At 69.9% G+C, this 23,062-nt stretch carries 20 protein-coding genes, 1 pseudogene and 1 riboswitch; of the genes and pseudogenes, 9 read left to right on the forward strand and 12 right to left on the reverse strand.

Annotated features, from left to right (window positions below; genetic code table 11):
* A pseudogene (locus tag VFA06_RS14640) lies at positions 1-407 on the reverse strand (hypothetical protein); the annotation flags it as partial.
* 403 nt (positions 408-810) lie between these two features.
* Between VFA06_RS14640 and VFA06_RS14645 the strand changes: the two are divergent.
* Positions 811-3,390, forward strand: a complete 2,580-nt coding sequence (locus tag VFA06_RS14645; RefSeq protein WP_324841103.1) for an ATP-dependent Clp protease ATP-binding subunit — start codon at positions 811-813, stop codon at positions 3,388-3,390.
* A 243-nt stretch (positions 3,391-3,633) separates the two neighbouring features.
* Here VFA06_RS14645 and VFA06_RS14650 read toward each other — a convergent pair whose 3' ends face one another.
* The gene (locus VFA06_RS14650) at positions 3,634-3,951 is read right to left on the reverse strand and encodes a hypothetical protein (RefSeq protein ID WP_324841104.1); all 318 of its coding nucleotides are present in this window, start codon (positions 3,949-3,951) and stop codon (positions 3,634-3,636) included.
* Between the two features lie 361 nt (positions 3,952-4,312).
* Here VFA06_RS14650 and VFA06_RS14655 point away from each other — a divergent pair, with 361 nt between their 5' ends.
* Positions 4,313-5,440 (forward strand): GGDEF domain-containing protein, encoded by a 1,128-nt coding sequence (locus VFA06_RS14655; RefSeq protein ID WP_324841105.1) that lies wholly within the window; start codon positions 4,313-4,315, stop codon positions 5,438-5,440.
* On the opposite strand, the gene VFA06_RS14660 is transcribed toward VFA06_RS14655, so the two are convergent.
* The 3 genes from VFA06_RS14660 to nagA form a co-directional block, all read right to left on the reverse strand.
* A complete protein-coding gene (locus VFA06_RS14660; protein WP_324841106.1) occupies positions 5,388-7,163 on the reverse strand; it encodes an FtsK/SpoIIIE domain-containing protein in 1,776 nt (591 codons plus the stop codon). The two genes, VFA06_RS14655 and VFA06_RS14660, sit on opposite strands and share 53 nt — an antisense overlap.
* A gap of 54 nt (positions 7,164-7,217) precedes the next feature.
* The gene (locus VFA06_RS14665; RefSeq protein ID WP_324841107.1) at positions 7,218-7,412 is read right to left on the reverse strand and encodes a DUF2304 domain-containing protein; all 195 of its coding nucleotides are present in this window, start codon (positions 7,410-7,412) and stop codon (positions 7,218-7,220) included.
* 206 nt (positions 7,413-7,618) lie between these two features.
* Positions 7,619-8,803, reverse strand: coding sequence for an N-acetylglucosamine-6-phosphate deacetylase (nagA, locus tag VFA06_RS14670; RefSeq protein WP_324841108.1), 1,185 nt, complete (start codon positions 8,801-8,803; stop codon positions 7,619-7,621).
* A 441-nt stretch (positions 8,804-9,244) separates the two neighbouring features.
* On the opposite strand from nagA, the gene VFA06_RS14675 reads away from it, so the two are divergent.
* On the forward strand, positions 9,245-9,556 hold the full coding sequence (locus VFA06_RS14675) for a DUF3263 domain-containing protein (protein WP_349260189.1): 312 nt from the start codon (positions 9,245-9,247) through the stop codon (positions 9,554-9,556).
* Positions 9,557-9,660: 104 nt separating this feature from the next.
* Here VFA06_RS14675 and VFA06_RS14680 read toward each other — a convergent pair whose 3' ends face one another.
* From VFA06_RS14680 to VFA06_RS14690, 3 genes are all read right to left on the reverse strand, one after another.
* The gene (locus VFA06_RS14680; RefSeq protein ID WP_324841110.1) at positions 9,661-10,284 is read right to left on the reverse strand and encodes a thymidine kinase; all 624 of its coding nucleotides are present in this window, start codon (positions 10,282-10,284) and stop codon (positions 9,661-9,663) included.
* A 122-nt stretch (positions 10,285-10,406) separates the two neighbouring features.
* Positions 10,407-11,960: an alpha,alpha-trehalose-phosphate synthase (UDP-forming) gene (locus VFA06_RS14685; RefSeq protein ID WP_324841111.1), complete on the reverse strand. Its 1,554-nt coding sequence runs from the start codon at positions 11,958-11,960 to the stop codon at positions 10,407-10,409.
* A gap of 60 nt (positions 11,961-12,020) precedes the next feature.
* Positions 12,021-13,016, reverse strand: a complete 996-nt coding sequence (locus VFA06_RS14690) for a glucosyl-3-phosphoglycerate synthase (protein ID WP_324841112.1) — start codon at positions 13,014-13,016, stop codon at positions 12,021-12,023.
* A gap of 224 nt (positions 13,017-13,240) precedes the next feature.
* Positions 13,241-13,372: riboswitch (SAM riboswitch) on the forward strand.
* 13 nt (positions 13,373-13,385) lie between these two features.
* Between VFA06_RS14690 and thrC the strand changes: the two genes are divergently transcribed.
* From thrC to groL, 4 genes are all read left to right on the forward strand, one after another.
* Positions 13,386-14,651, forward strand: coding sequence for a threonine synthase (gene thrC, locus VFA06_RS14695; protein WP_324841113.1), 1,266 nt, complete (start codon positions 13,386-13,388; stop codon positions 14,649-14,651).
* Between the two features lie 116 nt (positions 14,652-14,767).
* Positions 14,768-15,049 (forward strand): ubiquitin-like small modifier protein 1, encoded by a 282-nt coding sequence (locus VFA06_RS14700; protein ID WP_324841114.1) that lies wholly within the window; start codon positions 14,768-14,770, stop codon positions 15,047-15,049.
* Positions 15,050-15,571: 522 nt separating this feature from the next.
* Entirely contained in the window at positions 15,572-15,772 is a 201-nt protein-coding gene (locus VFA06_RS14705; RefSeq protein ID WP_211465330.1) for a cold-shock protein, read from the forward strand.
* 294 nt (positions 15,773-16,066) lie between these two features.
* On the forward strand, positions 16,067-17,692 hold the full coding sequence (gene groL / locus VFA06_RS14710; protein ID WP_324841115.1) for a chaperonin GroEL: 1,626 nt from the start codon (positions 16,067-16,069) through the stop codon (positions 17,690-17,692).
* A 143-nt stretch (positions 17,693-17,835) separates the two neighbouring features.
* On the opposite strand, the gene ptsP is transcribed toward groL, so the two are convergent.
* The 4 genes from ptsP to VFA06_RS14730 all read right to left on the reverse strand — a co-directional run bounded on the left by ptsP (position 17,836) and on the right by VFA06_RS14730 (position 20,659).
* On the reverse strand, positions 17,836-19,470 hold the full coding sequence (ptsP, locus tag VFA06_RS14715) for a phosphoenolpyruvate--protein phosphotransferase (RefSeq protein WP_324841116.1): 1,635 nt from the start codon (positions 19,468-19,470) through the stop codon (positions 17,836-17,838).
* Between the two features lie 27 nt (positions 19,471-19,497).
* On the reverse strand, positions 19,498-19,764 hold the full coding sequence (locus VFA06_RS14720; protein WP_324841117.1) for an HPr family phosphocarrier protein: 267 nt from the start codon (positions 19,762-19,764) through the stop codon (positions 19,498-19,500).
* Positions 19,765-19,938: 174 nt separating this feature from the next.
* Positions 19,939-20,403: a PTS glucose transporter subunit IIA gene (locus VFA06_RS14725; RefSeq protein WP_324841118.1), complete on the reverse strand. Its 465-nt coding sequence runs from the start codon at positions 20,401-20,403 to the stop codon at positions 19,939-19,941.
* A 25-nt stretch (positions 20,404-20,428) separates the two neighbouring features.
* Positions 20,429-20,659, reverse strand: a complete 231-nt coding sequence (locus tag VFA06_RS14730; RefSeq protein WP_324841119.1) for a PTS glucose/sucrose transporter subunit IIB — start codon at positions 20,657-20,659, stop codon at positions 20,429-20,431.
* A 192-nt stretch (positions 20,660-20,851) separates the two neighbouring features.
* Here VFA06_RS14730 and VFA06_RS14735 point away from each other — a divergent pair, with 192 nt between their 5' ends.
* Together VFA06_RS14735 and VFA06_RS14740 are read left to right on the forward strand one after the other, a co-directional pair.
* Positions 20,852-21,634 carry a GntR family transcriptional regulator gene (locus VFA06_RS14735; RefSeq protein WP_324841120.1) on the forward strand — a complete coding sequence of 261 codons (783 nt, stop codon included), beginning with the start codon at positions 20,852-20,854 and terminating at the stop codon, positions 21,632-21,634.
* 18 nt (positions 21,635-21,652) lie between these two features.
* A complete protein-coding gene (locus tag VFA06_RS14740) occupies positions 21,653-23,041 on the forward strand; it encodes a PTS transporter subunit EIIC (RefSeq protein ID WP_324841121.1) in 1,389 nt (462 codons plus the stop codon).
* Positions 23,042-23,062: the final 21 nt, after the last annotated feature.

A 23,062-nucleotide genomic window follows, 5' to 3' on the forward strand; every position in this document is an offset into this window, starting at 1 on the left:
ATGCCGAGGTCGATCCCGCCCCAGTCCAGCCAGTCGAGCAGCTCCGGCAGGTCATCGCGCGCACCGGGGGCGACGAAGAAGCAGCACCGGGCCGGCCCGGACGAGACTGGCTCGCAAACCGCCACCGGCCCTGGAGCCAGCGCCGCTTGTCCGTACCCGATCAGCCTGCGCAGCGCCCGACGCCCGGCCTCCTCCGGCACCTCCACTACATCGAACTCGGTCCCGGCCTCCAGCCACAGCCGATCGTGATCGTCCCGGTGCACCGGCCACGCGCGCTGCTCGACATACCAGCGCTCCAGCTCGCCGACCCCGTCCGACATCGCAGCGAGGTCCGCCTCCGCGCGCCCGCCGCCGGAATCGGCCCGGCCGCCGGGAACAGGACCGGCGAATGCGGCGTTAGTCGACATGCGAGCCCTAAAGGGTGCGGAAGCGGGGGAGTCGCGGACCGCTGGTAGAGCGGTCAAGCTCAAGGCAACGTCGCGTGAGGTGCGGTGCGCACGACGCAGTGTGTACGGCACGCCTCTCACGTGGATCGCTGCGCCTAACTTAGAGCATGGCGGCTCAGCTCGGGAGGGTTACCCGCCGCACCGTTCGCTTCAGGCGTACAGCAGTGGCGCGTACGTGGCTGAAGTGCGGGAACACCTGATCAGACAGGGTGCAACGCTAAACTGACACAGTGTGCCGCCGCTCCGCGGGGCGCGCATTCCCGTAGGGTCCGTCTCCAGGCGGGACTAGCATTCGGAAGGACAGGCCGGGTGCAGTTGCAGGGATTCCCGGCACTGCCCGACCGCTCCGGGGAGCGAGAAGAAGATGTTCGAGAGGTTCACCGACCGCGCGCGGCGGGTTGTCGTCCTGGCCCAGGAAGAGGCCCGGATGCTCAACCACAACTACATCGGCACCGAGCACATCCTGCTCGGCCTGATCCACGAGGGCGAGGGTGTCGCCGCCAAGGCGCTCGAGTCGTTGGGCATCTCCCTTGAGGCGGTGCGCCAGCAGGTCGAGGAGATCATCGGCCAGGGCCAGCAGGCCCCGTCCGGGCACATCCCGTTCACTCCGCGCGCCAAGAAGGTGCTCGAGCTGTCACTGCGCGAGGCGCTGCAGCTCGGACACAACTACATCGGCACCGAGCACATCCTGCTCGGTCTTATCCGCGAGGGCGAGGGCGTGGCCGCCCAGGTCCTCGTCAAGCTCGGCGCGGACCTGAACCGGGTGCGCCAGCAGGTCATCCAGCTGCTGTCCGGATACTCCCAGGGCAAGGAGGCGGCCACCGCGGGCGCCCCCGCCGAGGGCACCCCGGCCACCTCGCTGGTGCTCGACCAGTTCGGCCGCAACCTGACCCAGGCCGCCCGCGAGGGCAAGCTCGACCCGGTCATCAACCGGGAGAAGGAAATCGAGCGGGTCATGCAGGTCCTCTCCCGCCGCACCAAGAACAACCCGGTGCTGATCGGCGAGCCCGGCGTCGGCAAGACCGCCGTGGTCGAGGGCCTGGCCCAGGCGATCGTCAAGGGCGAGGTCCCGGAGACCCTGAAGGACAAGCACCTCTACACGCTCGACCTCGGCGCCCTGGTGGCCGGCTCCCGGTACCGCGGCGACTTCGAGGAGCGGCTGAAGAAGGTCCTCAAGGAGATCCGCACCCGCGGCGACATCATCCTGTTCATCGACGAGCTGCACACGCTGGTGGGCGCGGGCGCGGCCGAGGGCGCGATCGACGCGGCCTCGATCCTCAAGCCCATGCTGGCCCGCGGCGAGCTGCAGACCATCGGCGCCACCACGCTGGACGAGTACCGCAAGCACCTGGAGAAGGACGCCGCGCTCGAGCGCCGGTTCCAGCCGATCCAGGTCGCCGAGCCCTCGCTGGCGCACACCATCGAGATCCTCAAGGGTCTGCGTGACCGGTACGAGGCGCACCACCGGGTCTCCATCACCGACGGCGCGCTGGTCGCCGCGGCGACGCTGGCCGACCGGTACATCTCCGACCGCTTCCTGCCGGACAAGGCGATCGACCTTATCGACGAGGCGGGCTCCCGGATGCGCATCCGCCGGATGACCGCTCCGCCGGACCTGCGCGAGTACGACGAGAAGATCGCGACCGTGCGCCGGGACAAGGAGTCCGCGATCGACGCGCAGGACTTCGAGAAGGCCGCGGCGCTGCGCGACCAGGAGAAGCAGCTGCTGGCCGCCAAGGCCAAGCGGGAGAAGGAGTGGAAGGCCGGCGACATGGACGTCGTGGCCGAGGTGGACGAGGAGCTGATCGCCGAGGTCCTGGCCACCGCCACCGGCATCCCGGTCTTCAAGCTGACCGAGGAGGAGACCTCCCGGCTGCTGCGCATGGAAGACGAGCTGCACAAGCGCGTCATCGGCCAGGAGCAGGCCATCAAGGCGCTCTCCCAGTCGATCCGGCGCACCCGGGCGGGCCTGAAGGACCCGAAGCGCCCCGGCGGCTCGTTCATCTTCGCCGGCCCGTCCGGCGTCGGTAAGACCGAGCTGGCCAAGACGCTCGCGGAGTTCCTGTTCGGCGACGAGGACGCGCTGATCCAGCTGGACATGTCCGAGTTCTCCGAGAAGCACACGGTCTCCCGGCTGTTCGGCTCCCCGCCCGGATACGTGGGCTACGAGGAGGGCGGCCAGCTGACCGAGAAGGTGCGCCGCAAGCCGTTCTCCGTCGTCCTGTTCGACGAGGTGGAGAAGGCCCACCCGGACATCTTCAACTCGCTGCTGCAGATCCTGGAAGACGGCCGGCTGACCGACTCCCAGGGCCGCCTGGTGGACTTCAAGAACACCGTGATCATCATGACCACGAACCTGGGCACCCGGGACATCTCCAAGGGCTTCAACCTCGGCTTCGCGGCCGCGGGCGACGTGGCCACCGGCTACGAGCGGATGAAGAACAAGGTCAACGACGAGCTCAAGCAGCACTTCCGGCCCGAGTTCCTCAACCGCGTGGACGACACGATCGTCTTCCCGCAGCTGACCCAGGACAACATCATCCAGATCGTGGACCTGATGATGGCCAAGGTCGACGAGCGGCTCAAGGACCGGGACATGGGCATCGAGCTGACCCGCTCGGCCAAGCTGCTGCTGGCCGACAAGGGTTACGACCCGCTGCTGGGCGCCCGGCCGCTGCGCCGCACGATCCAGCGCGAGATCGAGGACCCGCTGTCGGAGAAGATCCTGTTCAGCGAGCTGCGTCCGGGTTCGATCGTGCTCGTGGACACCGAGGGCTCCGGCGACCAGGCGAAGTTCACCTTCACCGCCTCGCCGAAGTCGAACCTGCCGGAGATCAGCAGCCCGGCGGACATCGAGGCCGCGGTGGCCGACGCCCCGCCCGCACCCGCCCCGGTGCAGGCTCCGGCTCAGGCCCAGGCGCCGGGCGACTCGACGGCCGCGTAACGGCGCGACCGCCGGTCCTGCCTGACAGACAGTGAAGCGGGGCCTCCCGGAAGGGAGGCCCCGCTTCACTGTCTGTGGTTCTTTCACGGCCTTCGTGATGCCGGGCGGCCGAGGCTGGCGATCGCGCGGGATTGGTTCTGGGGTCAGGCGCGGCACATCACAGACGGCGCGGGTCGTGGGTGAGGACGCGCGCCCTGCGCAGGCCGCGCCGCAGCGAGCAACGGCGCGAATAACGCGGAAGGGCTAGAAGCCTATCCAGCGCTTGAAGGAGCGCAGCGGAGCGCGCAGCGAGAGCTTGCGCCGGGTGGGCGCGGCCGGACGCGGCGTGATCTCGCGCAGCAGCTGCACGGTCTGCGCCGCACCGGCCCCGAGCCGCGCGGGCTCGGCGATCGGCAGGCCACGGCCCCCACGCGCCGGATCGGCGCCTTCAGGCACGAGCACGGCGAGGTGACGGTCGAGCCGGTCCTTGACCGCGCGGCCGCCCACATTGATCGGTGGAACGTAGGCGGTGCGTCGCCGCGCCGCCTCGAACCGGTCCGAGCTGATCATCGGATGGTCCATGCCTGATACACCCACTCTGGAACGGTACCGCACCGCGACCCGTTCGCGACACGCCCGGCCGTACTGTTTCCGAAGCGTCGCGGATCCTTGCCGATTCTTTACCCACCACCACGACCAGGTAATATCAGGGCCGGAAGACTGCCTGGTGCGGACGGGTGTTCCTGTTGTACATTCCGTGTCTGGCTCGGTGCATTCGGTGGGAGAACGCCCGAATGGTTCCCGCGGACCAGGCCGGCGCGGCGCCCGGCCGGTCGCACCGGTCCCGAGCACGAGCGATCGGGGTTCGACTGTGGTGGATCAGGGCCTGGAAGGACACATACCGCTGTCCGCCCTCCGCCCGCTCCACCGTGCGATCACGGGCGTGAACACCGCCGTCGGCCTGGACGCCACCATGCAGGCGATCGCGGACGGGGTAGCCAGCTGCACCCCCTTTCGGAACGTCGTGGTCAATGTCGTCGAGGACGACGGTGACCTGCACTGTTGCGCGACCGCCGGTCCCCCGGAGCTGCGCGAGGCGCTGCTGGGCAACACCTGCCCGCGCAAGGCCATCGAGGAGCTGCTGGAAGGCGCCGAGGCCTGGGGCAACCTGCGCTTCCTGCGCGAGCTGACCGACGAGACCACACCCGAGGGCATCCACACCTTCGCGGCGGACATCGACTCGCGCCCCGACGACACCGAGCTCTGGCAGCCGGAGTACGGACTGCTCGCGCCGATGCGGGACGCGTCCGGCGAGCTGATCGGGATGCTCTCGGTGGACGACCCTTCAGACGGCCGGATCCCGGCGCCCTGGGTCTGCGACGTGCTGGACATGTTCGCCGAGCAGGCCGGCTTCGCCATCCTCAACGCGCGCAGGCATGAGGAGGCCGCGACCCGCATGGCCCGGCTCGAGCAGGAGCACGAGCGGCTGCGCGAGGACATCGCCGAACGGCACCGGCGCGAGGAGCATCTGCGGCACCAGGCCAGGCACGACGCGCTCACCGGCCTGGCGAACCCGATAGAGCTCGGCGAGCGGCTGGTGGCGCTGCTTGCCGACCAGATCCCGCTCGCGGTGATCTTCTGCGACCTCGACCGGTTCAAGGAGGTCAACGACAACCACGGGCACGGCGCCGGCGACCTGGTGCTGCGGCTGGTGGCCGAGCGGCTGCGCGCCGCGGTACGCGGCGAGGACGTGGTAGCCCGCGTCGGCGGAGACGAGTTTGTCGTGGTCGCGGCCGGAATCGGTTACGACGAGGCGCTGGCCCTGGTCGACCGGATCGACCAGGCGTTCTCCCACCCGGTCATGGTCGCCGGGGAGCGGATGCTGGTGCGCGCCTCGCTGGGGCTGGCCTACGAGCCGGCCCGCCCGGAGAACGTGCTCGCGCCCGAGGAGCGGGCCCAGGAGCTTCTGGGCTCCGCCGACCGAGAGATGTACGCCCGCAAGCGCTCCAGGGCCTCCTTCACGCGGCTGACAGCGCGAGCGCTGGCGCGTAGGGCGTCTGTAGCCGGATGACCGGCCCGGAGCCGATCCGGGCATAGCCGCGGCCCTGCGGCATCACCTGCGCCCCGCCGAGCTCCAGGGTGCCGCCGAACAGCAGCGTGGAGGTCACCGCGTCCACCTTGCCCAGCGCGATGCGCGAGGTGAGCTGGTTGCGCAGGGCCGGGCGCAGCGCCGCGACCTGGTCGATGCGGGCAGTGATCACGAGGGTCGTGCGGGCGAACCTGGCCTTGCGGGCCAGCACCGCGAGCGTGTCCTGCGGGTCGGGGCGGCCGAGCCGCGCGGCGGCCGCGCACAGCTCCGGCAGGTCGTCCACGAACAGCCACAGCGGCGGCTCGGCGGCCTGGCCGTGCTCGGTGCCGGGGGCGGCAGGTTCGCGAGCGGATCGGGCCTCGTCCGGACCCGCCTCGTGCCCTTGGACCGCGTCGTGCCCTGAGGCCGTGTCGAGTTCCGATGCCGCTTCGCTCTCCGACCGTGCTGCGTCGAGCCGGGCCTCCGCTGCGGCGGCAACGGCGGCTGACTGCGCGTCAGCCGCTGCCGCGGCCGCGGCGTCCGCGCCGCGCGCCTGCTCGGCCCGCCGCTCGATCTCGAGCCCGAACCAGTCCAGCAGGTCGAGCGAGTCGGCCGGCTCCTCGGTGATGCGCAGCACGTTCGGCCGTCCGGCCAGCGCGCCGTACTCCGCGGTCTGGTCGGTGTCGATCACCGCGATCCGGTGGCCGCGCGCCAGCGCCTGGCCGAGCAGCGAGCGCACCGCGGTGGACTTGCCGGTGCCCGGGCCGCCGGTCAGCAGCAGGTGCGGGTTCGCGTTCGGCGTGCCGAGCCGCCAGATCACCGGCGCCAGTTGCGCGACCCGGAAGCCGGGCGGCACCTCCTCGCGCGCGGCGGCCTGCGGCGTCAGCGTGTCCTCGGTGGCCTCGGGGTCGGCCACCAGCATCGGGATCAGCCGGCCCGCCGAGCCCGGATCGGTCACCCCGAGCACGAACTCGATGTCCGCGACCGGCCACGGCTGCGCCGCGATGCCGTCCGGCAGCGGCGGCAGGATCCGCACGTCGAGGTGGTTGCCCTCCTCGTCCCAGGCGTACAGGTACTCGTTCGCGTGGCCGATCTTGCCTTCCAGCGCCCGCTCGACCTTCGCCCGGCTGTCCGCCTCGCCGTCCCGGAAGTACTCCGAGTAGTCCATGCGCAGCCGGATGAGCCGGTCCTGCTCGTCGAACTCCCAGGCGGTGAACGCGTCCCGGTAGCCGCCGCCCGGCTTGAAGTGCTGGTCCGGGTCGTCGCCGTTCTGCAGGTACGGCACCAGGCCGTTGTAGATCGCCTGGAGCCGGCCGACGTGCTCGGGGGACTCGGGGTCCGCGCCCTTGCGCGAGGTGTCCCGGCCGAGCCAGGCCGCCGCGCCGAGGAAGGCGAGGATCAGCAGCAGCGGCCCGAACCTGAGCAGCCCGATCCCGATCAGGCAGACCAGCACGATCACCGTCTGCAGCCGGCGCTTGTCCTTCGGCGCGTCCTTCCACCACGCGCCGAGCTGCGCCGCGCCGCGCCGGGTGCCGCGCAGCAACACGATCAGCGGATAGCAGACGTCCAGGACGCGTGACCAGCCGTCCTGCGCCATACCGCGTCCGCGGGTGATGTGCGGATGATGCAGCACCGAGTCGTTGAACCAGACGACGGGCGCCGACTCGGCGACCATCCGGCCGAGCCGGGTCCACATCGAGTCCGCGGTGCGGGCGGCCTGGGTCATCTCAGCGGCCCCTCATTTCGACGGCCCTGTCATGGCGCTGGTCCCGGCCCGCCGCTAGAAGTGCAACCCGCTGATGAACCCCGCGACCGAGTCGGCGCTGTTCTTGATCGAGCTGGCGATCGAGGTCGAGGCCAGATAGAAGCCGAAGAGCATGCACACGATCATGTGTGAGACCTTCAGCCCGTCCTTGCGGAACAGGATGAAGGTGATGATCCCGAGCAGCAGTACACCGGAGACGGAGAGAACCATCGTCGCTCCCTGTGTTGTCGGTTGGAACCGCCGGACCGAACTGGTGAGCGCGCCTCCGGCCGGGTCCCGCGGGACCGCGGCCAGTTGAAAATGGTTGGCACGTTCATCCGGATTCTCTCAACCGGACTACATTCCTAAAACCGACAAATGGGTGCGATGGCCTTTTAGTCATCCATTCGGGTGGAAAGTCGACAAAGCTACGCCTGCTAAAGGGTGACCGCCGGAGCGTAAGCCGTCACTCCCATGCCGTGCACCCAGCGTCCGCGGCGCATGACCGCGACCACGCGCAGATCCTCGTTGAGCACCACGAGGTCGGCGTACTTTCCGATCTCCAGGCTGCCGACCTGATCGTCGACGCCGAGGGCCCGGGCCGGGGTGAGGGCGGCCGAGACGGCGGCCTGCTCGATCGGAACGCCGACGCTGAGCACGGTGTTGCGCAGCGCGTTGTCCATGGTGAGCGTGGAGCCGGCGAGCGTGTCGGTCCCGGCGACGCGTACTGCCCCATCGCTCACCTCGACCGTGAGCGGCCCGAGCGGGTACTTGCCGTCGGCGGCGCCCGCGGCCTCCATCGCGTCGGTGATCAGCGCGACGCGGTGCGCTCCGGCCGCCGAGAAGACGAGGTGGACCACGGACGGGTGCACGTGCATGCCGTCGTTGACCACCTCGACGAAGACTTCCTCCTGCTCCAGCGCCGCGGTAACCGGGCCGGGCTCGCGGTGGTGCACCGGCCGCATCGCGTTGAAGACGTGCGTGGCGACCCGGGCGCCGCGGGCGATGGCGAGATTGGCCTCGGCGTAGGTGGCGTCGGTGTGGCCGATGGCGGCGATCACGCCGGAGTCGGCCAGCAGGCCGGTCGCTTCGAGCCCGTGCTCGAGCTCCGGGGCCAAGGTCACCATCCTCACCGCGCCGCGCCCGGCCTTGACCAGGCGCTTGACCGCCTCGGGATCCGGGTCGAGCAGCAGGTTCGGGTCGTGCGCGCCGCACCGGGAGCGGGCGATGAACGGCCCTTCGAGGTGGATGCCGGCCAGCACGTCGTCCTCGACCAGTTCGGCCAGCTCCGCGACGTAGCGCTCCAGATCCGGCAGCGCCCCGGTGACCGTGGAGGCCATGATCGTGGTGGTGCCGTGGCTCAGGTGGAAGGCGACCGCGTTGCGCGCCTCGTCGATCCGGCCGGAGGAGAAGGCGCCGCCGCCCCCGCCGTGTACGTGCATGTCCACGAAGCCGGGCACGACGTAGTGGCCGGACAGGTCGTGCTGCGTGCCGTCGGGGCCGGGCGGCGGCAGCTGCGCGGGACCGCCGAGGGCGGATATGCGCTCGCCTTCGGTGCACAGCCAGCCGTTCTCGACGACACCGTCGGGCAGGACGAGGCGGGCGTGGCGTAGTACTGGCATCGGGACTACCTTGCGTCGAGGTGAACCGGGCGGGCCGCAGTGGCCGCTCGATCCGGATTGGTATAGACCTTAGCGGCAATACCTTACGCTACGGGGCTCCGACCGGGCCAGAGGCGTTCGCAGGCCGTGCTGGCGCGGGAACGCCGGGCCCGCAACCGCTCCAGCTCTACTCCGCCGCTTCGCGGTCTTCACTCGTTCGGCAGGCCTCGACTTGTCAGCGGTGGCGCTTACGATGTGAAAAAGGGCAGGGGGCGTGCACCGCAGCTGAGGAGTAATCAGATGACGTCGCGAACGCTGCGCGAACGTGTGTCCGACGCCGTGTCGGCTGACGTGGGCTCGGAGCACCCGCAGCCGCCGGAAACCTTCCTCCCGAACCCGTCTGAGGCCACGTCAGAGCGGGGTTTCCCGGAGCAGCGGCAGGAGCCGGCCGAGCTCGAAGTTGTGACCGAGGTCACTGACGCTCCGCCAGATACGGAATCCGCGCAACCGCAGACTCGGCCGCTGTCCGAGCGCGACCGGGCGGTGTTGACCTTCGAGAAGCAGTACTGGAAGTACAGCGGGGCCAAGGAGCAGGCGATCCGGGACCGCTTCGAGATGTCCGCGACCCGTTACTACCAGGTGCTCAACGCGCTGCTCGACCGCCCGGAGGCGCAGGAGTTCGAGCCGATGCTGGTCAAGCGGCTACGTCGGCAGCGCGCCGCCCGGCAGCGGGCCCGCTCCGCCCGAACCGGAAGCGTCAGCATGAGCCGTTAGCGCGGTCCTATCCAGCTCCGTCAACCGCGTGCCGCGACGCCCCGCCGGAGCGGTCGAGCGTGCTCGCGAGGGCCGTTGCGCTCGAAGCCGTCTGCCGTGCCCGCTTAGGCGCTGGCAACGGCCGGTGCCGGCACTCCCTGAGCTTGGCGGGCGCGGTGGTGACGGCGGCACAGCACCGTGTAGGCCACTTCCCGGTCCGGGGTGACGTCGCCGACCACCACCTGTTCGCCCTCGACGACCATCTCGCCGCCGACCGTGCGCGCGTTGTGGGTCGCCCGCGCGCCGCACCAGCACAGCGTTTCCACCTGCATGACCCGGATCTCGTCGGCCAGCTCGATGAGCCGCTGCGAGCCCGGGAAGAGCCGGGTGCGGAAGTCGGTGGCGATGCCGAACGCGAATACGTCGACGCCGAGTTCGTCCACGATCTCGGCCAGCTGCTCGACCTGATGCGCGCTCAGGAACTGGGCTTCGTCGCAGATGACGTAGTCGATCTCGGGATCGGCGGCCAGCGCGGCCGCCGTGAACGAGTACAGGTCCGTGTCCTCGGTCGCCTCCACCGCGGCCGTGGAGAGCCCGAGCCTGCTGGAGAGCACGCCGTGCCCGGCCCGGTCGTCCCGGGTGAAGACCAGGCCGCGGCGGCCGCGTGCGGACCGGTTGTGGTCCATTTGCAGCGCCAGCGTCGACTTGCCGCAGTCCATCGTCCCGGAGAAGAAGATCAATTCGGCCATGGACGTTGCGGCATCCGTTCGACGCGGGGACAGGGTTGGGGCACAGCGGGCCACAGTATTCCAATGAACGCCGCACTAAGATTCGGTGCCGCTATGGATAGCGCCGCTAGGCCAAAACCCCGCTACCGATCCTCGACGCTGCGCGACAGGTCGGCCAGCTGACGGGCGAACCACCGCTGTGGCGGCAGCGCCGCGCCGGCCGCCGCCAGCCGCTCGCACCGCCTGCGCCGCTCCTCGCGGTCCATCGAGAGCGCTGCGTGCAGCGCCTCGGCGGTGCCGGTGACGTCGTACGGGTTCACCACCAGTGCGTCCTCGGCGAGTTCGGCGAACGCGCCGGCCTCCCGCGACAGCACGAGACCGCAGGCCCCTCCGGTCGCCGCGGCGACGATCGGGATCTCCTTCGCCACCAGGTTCATCCCGTCACGGATCGGGTTGACCACGGCCACATCCGCCAGCCGGTACGCCGCAAGCGATCGCGCGAAGTCGTCCTCGACGTGCAGGATCAGCGGCTCCCAGTCCGGCGTGCCGAACTCGTCCTCGATCCGCTTCGCGGTCCGCAGCACCGCGGCGGTGTACTCCCGGTACTCGGGCAGGTCGTGCCGGCTCGGGTAGGCGAACGCGACGTGAACCACTCGGCCGCGCCATTCGGGGTGACGACGCAACAGATCCGCGTATGCCTCAAGGCCGCGCACTATGTTCTTCGACAGCTCAGTGCGGTCGACTCGCACGATCACCTGCCGGTCGCCGACTGACTCGCGCAGCACCGCGAGCCTTCCCGCTACGTCCGCGCGGCTCGCCCGCTCGACGATGAACTCCGCGTCCACGCCGAGGCTGTACACGCCGATCCGGGTCGGGACATCCCGGCGCGGTGCGGTCACCGTCATCCGCGCGCGGTCGGCTTGCGCGCCGAACCGCTCGCAGCAGTCCATGAACGCCAGCGCCCAACGTTCCGTGAGGAAGCCGAGCTGGTCCGCGCCGAGCATGCCGTCGAGCACGGCCGTCGCTATCTGGTCGGGCAGGATCCGGAAGTAGTCCGGCGGCGCCCACGGCGTGTGCGAGAAGTGCCCGATATGAAGATCCGGCCGCAGGTCGCGCAGCATCTTCGGGACCAGCGCCAGGTGGTAGTCCTGCACGAGTACGCGGGCCTGCGGGGCGGCCTCCTCGGCCAGCGCCTCGGCGAACGCCCGGTTGTACGCGACGTAGGACTCCCACTCGCGCTCGAAGCCGTCGTCGAAGCTGGGGCTGACCGGCGTCGCGTAGAGCATGTGGTGGATGAACCACAGCGTCGAGTTGGCGACCGCGTTGTATGCCCGATGCAGCGTGCCGGCATCGATGTCGAGCATCCGCACCGGCGAGGCCGAGTCGATCAGGCCGATCCGATCCAGCCGCCCGCCGGGCGAGCGGCGCACGGCCGCGCGGTCGCCCTCCGAGAGCGCGGCGCACACCCACACCTGGTCCGCCTCGCCGTCCGCCGCGACCGAGGAGAGGCCGGAAACCAGCCCGCCGCCGCCGCGCTTGGCGCTTAGCTCGCCGTTCTCGGCCAGGGAGAAGGAGACCGGTCCACGGTTCGACGCGACCAGGACGGAGGCCTTGCCGGACTCGGAGTACTCCGAGTCCGCGGGCTTTCCGGTGCCGTCGTCGCCATGGTTGCTGTCAGTGCTGCCAGATCCGAACACGGTGTCCGTCGTTTCCAGGCCCGGCCCCGATTAATCACCATCCGGGCCAACTCGTCTCGATCAGCGGTCCTCCGGCGCCCCTTGGCCGGTCCACGCGAGCGCCGCCGTCTTCAGCGGCGGCCGCTCCGGAACGGCGATATCCCGAGTCGTCGGCACGAAACCGCCGGGCGCCCTGACGAACTGGGTCAGCTTCGTCGACACCGCCTCGGGTCCGCCCAGGCGGGCCTGCGCCACCTGCAGGATCTCCGCCGCCATCCGGCCCAAAGCCTGCTCGTCCTGGTGCCTGTGATGGCGGATGCCGGCGTCCACCTGGGCTAGCGCGTCCAAGCCGTGCGCCGCGTAGGTGTCGACCAGCAGCGCGAACTCGACGCCGTAGCCGCACGGGAACGGCAGCGACTCCAGCAGGTCCCTGCGGCCCGCGTACTCGCCGCCGAGCGGCTGGACGAACCCGGCAAGCTCCGGCCAGTACAGGTTGAGCAGGGGCCGCGCCACCAGCTCGGTCACCCGGCCGCCGCCCGCCGGGTGCACGGTCGTGCCGTCCGCGAGCGGCCGCTCGTAGGCCGCCTTGACCAGCAGGATCCGCGGATCGGCGAGCAGTGGGCCGAGCACGCCGCGCACCACCGCCGAGGAGAACTGCTCCAGATCGGCGTCGACGAAGCAGATCAGGTCCCCGGTGGTCGCGGCCAGCGAGCGCCACAGCACCTCGCCCTTGCCGGGCAGCGTCGGGGTGCAGGTGAGCACGTCCTCGCGGTGCACGACCCGGGCGCCGGCCGAAGCGGCCACGGCGGCGGTGCGGTCGGTCGAGCCGGAGTCGACCACGACCACCTCGTCCACCAGCCCCGGGCGGCCCAGGTCGGCGACGATCGCCGCGACGATCGGGCCGACCGTGTCCTGCTCGTTGAGCGCGGGGAGCACCACGCTGACCGTGGCGCCGCTGCCGGCCTTCAGCGCGAGCAGGCTCGCCAGCGGCCAGTCGGACTCGTGCGAGGTGCGCCGGGAAAGCCACTCGCGCGCCGGATCGAGCTCGTCCACTGTGTCGTCCACTGTGTCCGTCACCGCTCCATCCGCTCGCTGTCTCGGTTCGCCGGCTCTACTCGGTCAACCCGCTGCGCTTCGTCCCTGCCTATCGTCCCTACCTACCCACGGCGCCAGTCTGTCGGACCATATGCCCAACAGGTGAAACGGAGGTGGTGGAATCGCGCCCGTCCGGTAGAGTTCGAGGCGAACCATAAGGGTCATAGGAATGCGGTACCCCGTACCGCACACAACTTCATATGCATTGCTCATCCAGAGGAGCTGAGGGAACGGCCCTGTGAAGCTCCGGCAACCACTCGGGTGACTTCGCGACGCGAGGCCCGCCCGGAAGTAGGTGCCAAGTCCGGCCCGTCGAAAGCCGACGGGGAAGATGAGGAGAGAGGCCTCGCCATGACGATCACACCCACGCTCCCGGCCCGCACCGAGTCCGCCGCCTTCGGCCGCGCGGTAGCGCTTTCCTGCCGCGAGTGCGGCGAACGGGTCGAGCTCGGCCCCCGGTACGTATGCGAATCCTGTTTCGGCCCGCTCGAGGTCGCGTACGACTTCGGCACCGTGACCCGCGCGGACATCGAGCGCGGCCCCAACTCGATCTGGCGGTACGCGCCGCTGCTGCCGGTCCCGGCCGACGTCGCCTCGCGCCCGAACCTCAACCCCGGCTCCACGCGCCTGGTGAACGCCCGGAACCTGGCCCGCGAGCTGGGCATTCGCTCCCTGCACGTGAAGGACGACTCCGGCAACCCGACGCACTCCTTCAAGGACCGCGTCGTCGCGATCGCGCTCGAGGCCGCCCGCTCCTTCGGTTTCACGACCCTCTCCTGTTCCTCGACCGGCAACCTGGCCGGGGCCGTGGGTGCGGCCGCCGCGCGCGCGGGCCTGGACTCCTGCGTGTTCATCCCGGCCGGCCTCGAGACCGGCAAGGTCGTCATGGCCGCGGTCTACGGCGGCCGACTGGTCGCCATTGACGGAACGTATGACGAGGTCAACCGGTTCTGCTCGGAGCTGATCGGGGACGACGCCGGGGAGGGCTGGGGCTTCGTCAACGTCAACCTGCGGCCCTACTACGCCGAGGGCTCCAAGACGCTCTCCTACGAGATCGCCGAACAGCTCGGCTGGAAGCTGCCGGAGCAGATCGTCATCCCGATCGCCTCGGGCTCCCAGCTGACCAAGATCGACAAGGGCTTCAAGGAGCTGATCACGCTCGGCCTGGTCGAGGACCGGCCGTACCGGATCTTCGGCGCCCAGGCGGAGGGCTGCTCCCCGGTCTCGGCCGCGTTCAAGGCGGGGCACGACGTGGTCAAGCCGGTGCGGCCCGACACCATCGCCAAGTCGCTGGCGATCGGCAACCCGGCGGACGGTCCTTACGTGCTCGACATCGCCCGGCGTACCGGCGGCTCCATCGAGGACGTGAACGACGCGCAGATCGTCTCGGCCATCAAGCTGCTCGCCCGCACCGAGGGCATCTTCACCGAGACCGCGGGTGGGGTTACCGTCGGCGTGCTGCGTAAGCTCGTGGAGAACGGCGTGCTCGACCCCGACGCGCAGACCGTCGTGATCAACTCCGGCGACGGGCTCAAGACCCTCGACGCGGTCGCCGACACCGGAGTCACCGCGACGATCAAGCCCTCGCTGGCCGCCTTCCGCGCCGCCGGCCTGTAGCGCGACGGAGCAGCGCGCCACCTGCCGGCTTTCCCGGCTGTCCCAGCGACACCGCACCCCGAGCGATCCGTTACCGAGCCACACCGCATCAGCGCACCGAGAAGGAGCCCGCCGCCATGGCAGTCACCGTCCGCATCCCGACCATCCTGCGCAGCTACACCGGCGGCGCGGCCGAGGTGGCCGCAGAGGGCTCGAACCTCGCAGAGGTCATCGACGCGCTGGAGAACTCGTACCCCGGTATCCGGGCGCGCGTGCTCGACGACTCCGGCAAGCTGCGCCGTTTCGTGAACGTGTACGTGAACGACGATGACGTCCGTTTCGCCGAGGGCCTCGCCACCGAGACCAAGGACGGCGCCGCGATCTCCATCATCCCGGCCGTCGCGGGCGGCTGTCGCTGACCGACCCCCGGTCCAGCCCGGCGCCGCGCGACTGTTACGCTGCCGCTGACATCGTTGTCGAAGCACAACTCCATGCGCAGCCATGTTCGGTTGCGCGGCGCCCGGGAAAGGCGTTTTACACCCTCACGGATGACGCTCAGTCAGCCGTTGCGCTCCTTACGTTAGCGTCCACCGGCTGAGATGATCAGTAACCGTCCGATTACGGTTTCATGATCGGCCGCCCGCTTCGCCGGGATTCGCCATGGTTTGTCATGGCGCGAAAACGCAGTAGTGCTGCGAGTTATCGTCCCAATGACCTGTTGCGTCCGGGGCGGTTGAGGATACTCTCAGCGCCGGTCGCACAGTTCAGCGAGGCCGTGTCCGAAAGGTGGTCGAAGGCTGCCTTAGGCGCGGTGCGAGTAGAACACAGCAGTCATCACCGGCCCTGGCTCGGTACGCGAGACGGAGGGGGCGGGGGGACGAACGACCCGAATCCCGCACCCGCGGGATAGATGGAGAGGGCCGGCAGCAAGGAGTTAGGGAATGGCTCAAGGCACCGTCAAGTGGTTCAACGCGGAGAAGGGCTACGGCTTCATCGCGGTCGACGGTGGCGCGGACGTCTTCGTCCACTACAGCGCGATCCAGATGGACGGGTACCGGACTCTGGAGGAGGGGCAGCGGGTCGAGTTCGAGATCTCGCAGGGCCAGAAGGGTCCGCAGGCCGACATGGTCCGCGCACTGTAGTAAACCAAACCTGTAAATACAGGAATAGCGCTACATATTGATCCGGCGGGTGCCGGTCCTACGGGATCGGTGCCCGCCGGATCCGTTTGCCTGCCGGATCCGTTCGCGCAGGGTCCTTCCCGCGTTCGCGGATCGGCTTGCACTCAACAGCCCCGAGTGCTAATCATGGGAGCTGGCACTCTCTGGACCAGAGTGCTACCGATAGCTTCCACTGGTGAGGTGCGCCTACCGCACCGGCCGTCGCGGGCGCCCGTGGGGCACGTGATACGTCCCTTCTGTGGGAGGACAGTACCTATGGCAAAGATCATCGCGTTCGATGAGGAGGCCCGTCGCGGCCTCGAGCGCGGTATGAACCAGCTCGCGGACGCCGTGAAGGTGACGCTCGGTCCGCGTGGCCGCAACGTCGTGCTGGAGAAGAAGTGGGGCGCCCCCACCATCACCAACGACGGCGTCTCCATCGCCAAGGAGATCGAGCTCGACGACCCGTACGAGAAGATCGGCGCCGAGCTGGTCAAGGAAGTCGCCAAGAAGACCGACGACGTCGCGGGCGACGGCACCACCACCGCGACCGTGCTGGCCCAGGCCCTGGTACGCGAGGGTCTGCGCAACGTGGCCGCCGGCGCCAACCCGATCGCGCTCAAGCGCGGCATCGAGGCGGCCGTCGAGCGGATCAGCGAGGAGCTCTCCTCGCTGGCCAAGGACGTGGAGACGCGCGAGCAGATCGCCTCCACCGCCTCCATCTCCGCGGCCGACACCGCGATCGGCGAGCTGATCGCCGAGGCGATGGACAAGGCCGGCAAGGAAGGCGTCATCACCGTCGAGGAGAGCAACACCTTCGGCCTCGAGCTCGAGCTCACCGAGGGTATGCGCTTCGACAAGGGCTACATCAACTTCTACTTCGCCACCGACCCGGAGCGGCAGGAGGCGGTGCTCGAGGAGCCCTACATCCTGATCGCCAACCAGAAGATCGGCAACGTCAAGGACCTGCTGCCGATCCTGGAGAAGGTCATGCAGTCCGGCAAGCCGCTGCTGATCATCGCCGAGGACGTCGAGGGCGAGGCCCTGGCCACCCTGGTGGTCAACAAGATCCGCGGCACCTTCAAGTCCGTCGCGGTCAAGGCCCCGGGCTTCGGCGACCGGCGCAAGGCCATGCTCGGCGACATCGCGATCCTCACCGGCGGCCAGGTCGTCACCGAGGAGGTCGGCCTCAAGCTCGACTCGATCGGCCTCGACCTGCTCGGCCGCGCTCGCAAGGTGGTCGTCACCAAGGACGAGACCACCATCGTGGACGGCGCCGGCGACGCCGACGCGATCGAGGGCCGCAAGGCTCAGATCCGCGGCGAGATCGAGAAGTCGGACTCCGACTACGACCGCGAGAAGCTGCAGGAGCGCCTGGCCAAGCTGGCCGGCGGCGTGGCGGTCATCAAGGCCGGCGCGGCGACCGAGGTCGAGCTCAAGGAGCGCAAGCACCGCATCGAGGACGCGGTGCGCAACGCCAAGGCCGCGGTGGAGGAGGGCATCGTCGCCGGTGGCGGCGTGGCCCTGCTGCAGGCCGCGACCAAGGCCTTCGAGAAGCTGGACCTGGCCGGCGACGAGGCGGTCGGTGCCGGGATCGTGAAGCTCGCGGTCGAGGCCCCGCTCAAGCAGATCGCGGTCAACGCCGGCCTTGAGGGCGGCGTCGTGGTGGAGAAGGTGCGCAACCTGGAGCCGGGCTTCGGCCTGGACGCCGCGACCGGTGAGTACGTCGACCTGGTCAAGGCCGGCATCATCGACCCGGCGAAGGTGACTCGCTCCGCGCTGCAGAACGCCGCGTCCATCGCGGGCCTGTTCCTGACCACCGAGGCCGTCATCGCCGACAAGCCGGAGAAGGCCGCGGCCCCGGCCGGCGGCGGCATGCCCGGCGGGGACATGGACTTCTAAGTCCGCCCTGACCGAGCAGGCACCCGAGGTAGTCCTCCGCAGTAAGCGAAACGCCCCCGCACTCCGTACGGAGCGCGGGGGCGTTTCGCCGTGGTCAGGACTCTCGCCGCCGTCCGTGTTCCCGCACTTTTCCGGTCTTGCCCTTATTGCAGGGCGGCGCGGGCCAGCTCGCGGCACTGCTCCATGGTGTGCGCGGCGAGCGCGGCGCGCACCTCCGCGATCGCGGACGGCGCCATCGACAGCGAGGTGACGCCGAGCCCGGCCAGGACCGGCGCCAGCCGCGGATCAGCTGCCGCCTCTCCACAGACCCCGACCGATTTTCCGCACGCGGCCCCCGCCCGGCCGGTCAACTCGATGAGGCGAAGCACCGCCGGATGCCACGGATCCTGCAAACTGCCGAGCGAGCCGAGCATGCGGTCCGCGGCCAGTGCGTATTGCGTCAGGTCGTTCGTGCCCAGCGATACGAAGTCGACCGCCGAGAGCAGCGGTTCGGCGCGCAGGGCCGCCGAGGGAACCTCGATCATCGCGCCGACCGTCTGCAGGCCGTGCTCGCGCGCCCGCTGTACGAACCAGGCCGCGTCATGTTCGTCGGCGATCATCGGGGCCATCACCCACAGCTCGGCCGCACAGTCCTGGGCCGCCTTGGCCAGCGCCGCGAGCTGTGTGTCGAGCAAAGCCTGGTGCTCGCCGCGGAAAGCGCGCAGCCCGCGCACGCCGAGCGCCGGGTTCGGCTCCGCGCCAAGCGGGAGGAAAGGCAGCGGCTTGTCAGCACCCGCATCCAGCGTGCGCGCCACCACGCGGCAGCCGGGAAAGCCGTTCAACACCGCGCGATACGCCTGGGCCTGCGTTTCCAGCGAAGGCGGCGTCACAGAGCCCAGATACAGAAACTCGGTGCGGAACAGCCCGACGCCTTCCGCCCCTGCCGCGACCGCGTCAGCCACGTCCCCCGGCCCGCCGATGTTCGCGAGCAGACTGATCGGGACGCCGTCAGCCGTCCGGCCCGGACCGGTGACCTGCGCGGTGCGAGCTCGCGCCTGGGCCCGCTCCTGTGCCGCGGCAATCAGGTCCGGCGAAGGATGCGGCGTGACGGTGCCGGCGGCGCCGTCCACGAGGACCGGGGTTCCCTCGGCAAGGTCCAGCGCCCCGGCGACGCCGACCACCGCCGGAATCCCGCGCGCACGGGCCAGGATCGCGGTGTGGCTCGTCGGGCCGCCCTCCTGGGTGACCACCGCCAGCACCCGGGTCAGGTCCAGCAGCGCCGTGTCGGCCGGGGCCAGGTCGAGCGCGACGAGCACGAAGGGCTCGGCGGGCTCGGGTACTCCAGGCATCGGGACGCCGCTCGCCACCGCTATCGCGCGCGCGGCTAGATCGTCCAGGTCGCTGACCCGGTCCGCCAGGTAGCCGCCGGCCTCGGCGAGCAGGTCCCGGTATTGGGCGAAGGTCTCGAATATGGCCCGCTCCGCGGTCAGGCCCGCGGCGGTGCGCTCGCCGATGCCGTCCAGCAGCGACGGATCCTCGGCCATGAGCACCTGGGCTTCCAGGATCTCGGCGGCGTCGGCGCGGCCGAGCTCGTCGCGGGCGACGGCGGCACGACGGGCCAGCTCCCGCGCCACCTCACGCAGCGCCGCCGCGGCCCTGGCCGACTCGTGCGCCGGATCGCCTTGCGGTCGCGCCGTGGCGGACGGTTCCGCCGGCCGCGCGGCCATTCTCGCCACCGGCCCGGTGGCCGCCGCGCTGCCGACTCCGAGGCCGCGCAGCGGTTCTGTGATGGCCGCCATCCTCCGCCTTGTTCTCCTTTTAGCCGTCTATCCTTCGAGATCCGCGCTCAGCAGCGCCTCGAGCTCGTCCAGCGTCGCCTCCGCGCCAGTGCCGTCGGCGGCGATGGTGACCTGGTCGCCCTGCCGCACGTCGAGGCCGAGCACGGCCAGGATCGAACGGGCGCTGACCGGGTCCTTGCCCTCCTTGGCGATGGTCACCGGGACCGGGGCTGCGCTGGCGGCCTTCACGAACACCGCCGCCGGGCGGGCGTGCAGGCCTACGCGGGACGCCACGGTGACGATTCGCTCTGCCATGTGGGCTCCTCGGCTTCTTATCCGACTGGGAACAGGGGCGATGCTACGCGTAGTCGGCCAACCTTAGAGAACTCCGCGCTGAACGATGCGCCCTGTTGCGTGTGCACGCGCTCGCTAGGCTCCAGGTTCGCCGTGTCCTGCGCTCCAGTCGTGAGCCGGTCAGTCAGCGTTCGCTCATGCGACCCACTGGAACAGCGTGCGCCCGGGTTCGATCGGACCCGTCGCGACCGCGCCGACCGCCGCGGTCTCGGCGTCCAGCGCGATCACCGGGCAGACCGGGGAGAGCCCGCGCGCCTCGATCTCGGCCGGGTTCCAGCGAACCACCGGCGAGCCCGCGGCGACCTCGGCCCCCTCGACGGTCAGCAGCTCGAAGCCGGCGCCGTCCAGGTTCACCGTGTCGATCCCCAGGTGCACCAGCACGCCGCGACCGCCGGCCGCCACGACCACGAAGGCGTGCGGTTTGAGCTTGACCAGGGTTCCGGCGATCGGTGAGACCACGGTCAGCGGCCCGCGCTCGGGGTCGACCGCGGCGCCGGGGCCGACCATCGCCTGCGCGAAGACGGGGTCCGGTACGTCGCGCAGCTCGATCGCGGTCCCGGACAGCGGGGCTCCGACGAGCAGGACTGTAGTGGTGTCCATTCCAGTGCGGTGTGTGGTCCGGCTCTCAGAGCAGGTCCTCGATGTCCATACAGAGCGTGTCGGCCTCCGGCCCGACCACCACCTGTACGACCGTGCCCGCCTTCATCACGCCGTGCGCCCCGGCCGCCTTGAGCGCGGAGTCGCTGACCTTCGAGCCGTCCCGGACCACCGTGCGAAGCCGGGTGATGCACGGTTCGATCTCCACGATGTTGTCGGCTCCGCCGAGCCCGGCGATGATCGCCTCTGCCTTGTCCATCATTCGCTCCACTACAGGTCGGTTACGCGCGCTGAACCAAGACGTACGTTCGGTGTCCGGGACCTTGACAGGGACTGGTCCTCGGTGGTCTAGTCCGGTCCAGACACTAGCGTGACGCGGTTCACAGGAATAGAGCCACCACCCGACTCGTACAGACAGCAGCCACTTTCTGTTGAAGGAACAGGCCGACCGATGGAGATCAGCTCCCGCAGTCCGGTGCCCAAGCACCAGCAGCTGCGCGAGATCCTGATCAACCTCATCGACACCGAGCTGGAACCGGACACCCCGATCCCCTCCGAACGCGACCTCGGCGAGCGGTACGGGCTGTCCAGGATGACCGTCCGTCAGGCGATCAACCAGCTGGTGGCGGACGGACGGCTGTACCGGGTCCGGGGCCGCGGCACGTTCGTGGCGCAACCGAAGATGGATCTGCAGATCAGGCTGGCGTCCTTCACCGAGGACATGACCCGCCGGGGGATGATTCCGGCCTCGCGCACGCTCGGTTTCGAGCGGATCGAGGCCACTCCCGTGCTGGCCCGCCAGCTGGAGCTCAACCCGGGGGAGCCGGTGGTGCGGCTCGCCCGGCTCCGTTACGCCGATTCGATCCCGATGGCGGTGGAACGGACCCACCTGCCGGAGAACAGGGTGCCCGGCCTGCTCAGCCGTGGCACGCCGCAGTCGCTCTACCAGGTCCTCGCCGACGAGTACGGCCTCAAGCTCACCTGGGGCGAACAAGTCATCGAGGCAGGCAACCCCGACCCGGAAGACGCCGCGCTGCTGGAAATCCCGGCCGGCGGCGTCGTGCTCCGGATGTCCCGGCGCAGCTACGCCGGCGACGTGCTCATCGAGTACGCCGTCTCCGCGTACCGCGCCGACCGGTATCAGCTATGGGTACCGCTCGAAAGGCCCGCACAGCCGATCACCAATCCCCGCGCGGCGCGTCCGGCAGGCGATGTCGGCGCGACTCGCGGATAGACCCTCGGAGGACCCTCCATGACCGCGGCCACAGCCGACGGGCTGCCACCACAAGCACCCACGAGTAATCCCGTACTAGCCACCCTCCAGCGCATCGGCCGCTCGCTGATGCTGCCGATCGCCGTCATGCCCGCAGCGGGATTGCTCATCCGGCTCGGTTCCGACGACATCCTCGGCGCGCGCACGCCCGGCGACACGACCCAGCACGGCCTGTACCTGGCCACCGCGACCGGCTGGCACTTCCTGGTCTACGTGGAGGCGGTATTCGCCGCCGCCGGCAACGGCATCTTCAACTTCCTGCCGCTGCTGTTCGCCATCGGCGTCGCGATCGGTTTCGCGCGGCGCGCGGACGGATCGACCGCCCTGGCCGCCGCGGTCGGCTACCTGGTCTACAACGAGGTGACCGCCGCGGTCTTCGCCATGCCGGCCGGCAGCGCGTGGCGCAAGGACTGGGCGGCGCCCTTCTACGGCACCGACCCCAAGACCGGCGCCGTGACGTACTCGGACGTCATCTCGCACAACCCGACCTACGTGCTCGGCGGCATCTTCGTCGGCCTCATGGCGGCGGTGCTCTACCAGCGCTATTACCGGATCAAGCTGCCTCCGTACCTGGCGTTCTTCGGCGGCCGCCGCTTCGTGCCGATCGTCACCGCGTTCGCCGCGGTCGGCCTCGGCGTGGTGATGGGTTTGCTCTGGGAGTTCGCCGCGGTCCCGATCAACAACCTGGGCGGGGTGGCCGCGCGCAACGGCACCGCGGGAGCCGGCCTGTTCGGCGTGATCAACCGGCTGCTGCTGCCGTTCGGTCTGCACCACATCCCGAACAACATCGTGTGGACCTCCGCGGTCGGCGGCACCTGCAGCCAGAACGGCACTCCGTACCGTGGCGACCTCACCTGCTTCTTCCACGGCTCCCACACCGCAGGCATGTTCATGACCGGCTTCTTCCCGATCATGATGTTCGCTCTGCCCGCCGCCGCGTACGCGATGACCCGCGCCGCCCGCCCGGAGAAGCGCAAGCTGGTCGGCGGCATCATGCTCTCCGCCGCGCTGTGCTCGTTCCTGACCGGCGTGACCGAGCCGATCGAGTTCGCGTTCCTGTTCGCCGCCCCGATGCTGTTCGGGGTGCACGCGCTGCTCACCGGCGTGTCCCTGGCGGTCTGCCAGGCGCTCGGCATCCACGACGGCTTCTCGTTCTCGGCCGGACTGTTCGACTACGTGTTCAACTACGACATCGCGACGAAGCCGCTGCTGCTGATCCCGATCGGCCTGGTCTTCGCGGTGGTGTACTACTTCCTGTTCACCTTCGCGATCAACCGCTTCAATATCCAGACCCCCGGGCGGGAACCCGACGCGGACGAGGATGTCGGCAGCGGCACGGGCTCGGTGCTCGCCGAGGCCGCGAGCTGACGGCGATTTCGGTAACCTAAG

The organism is Actinocrinis sp., assembly GCF_035653575.1.
GTDB lineage: Bacteria > Actinomycetota > Actinomycetes > Streptomycetales > Catenulisporaceae > Actinocrinis.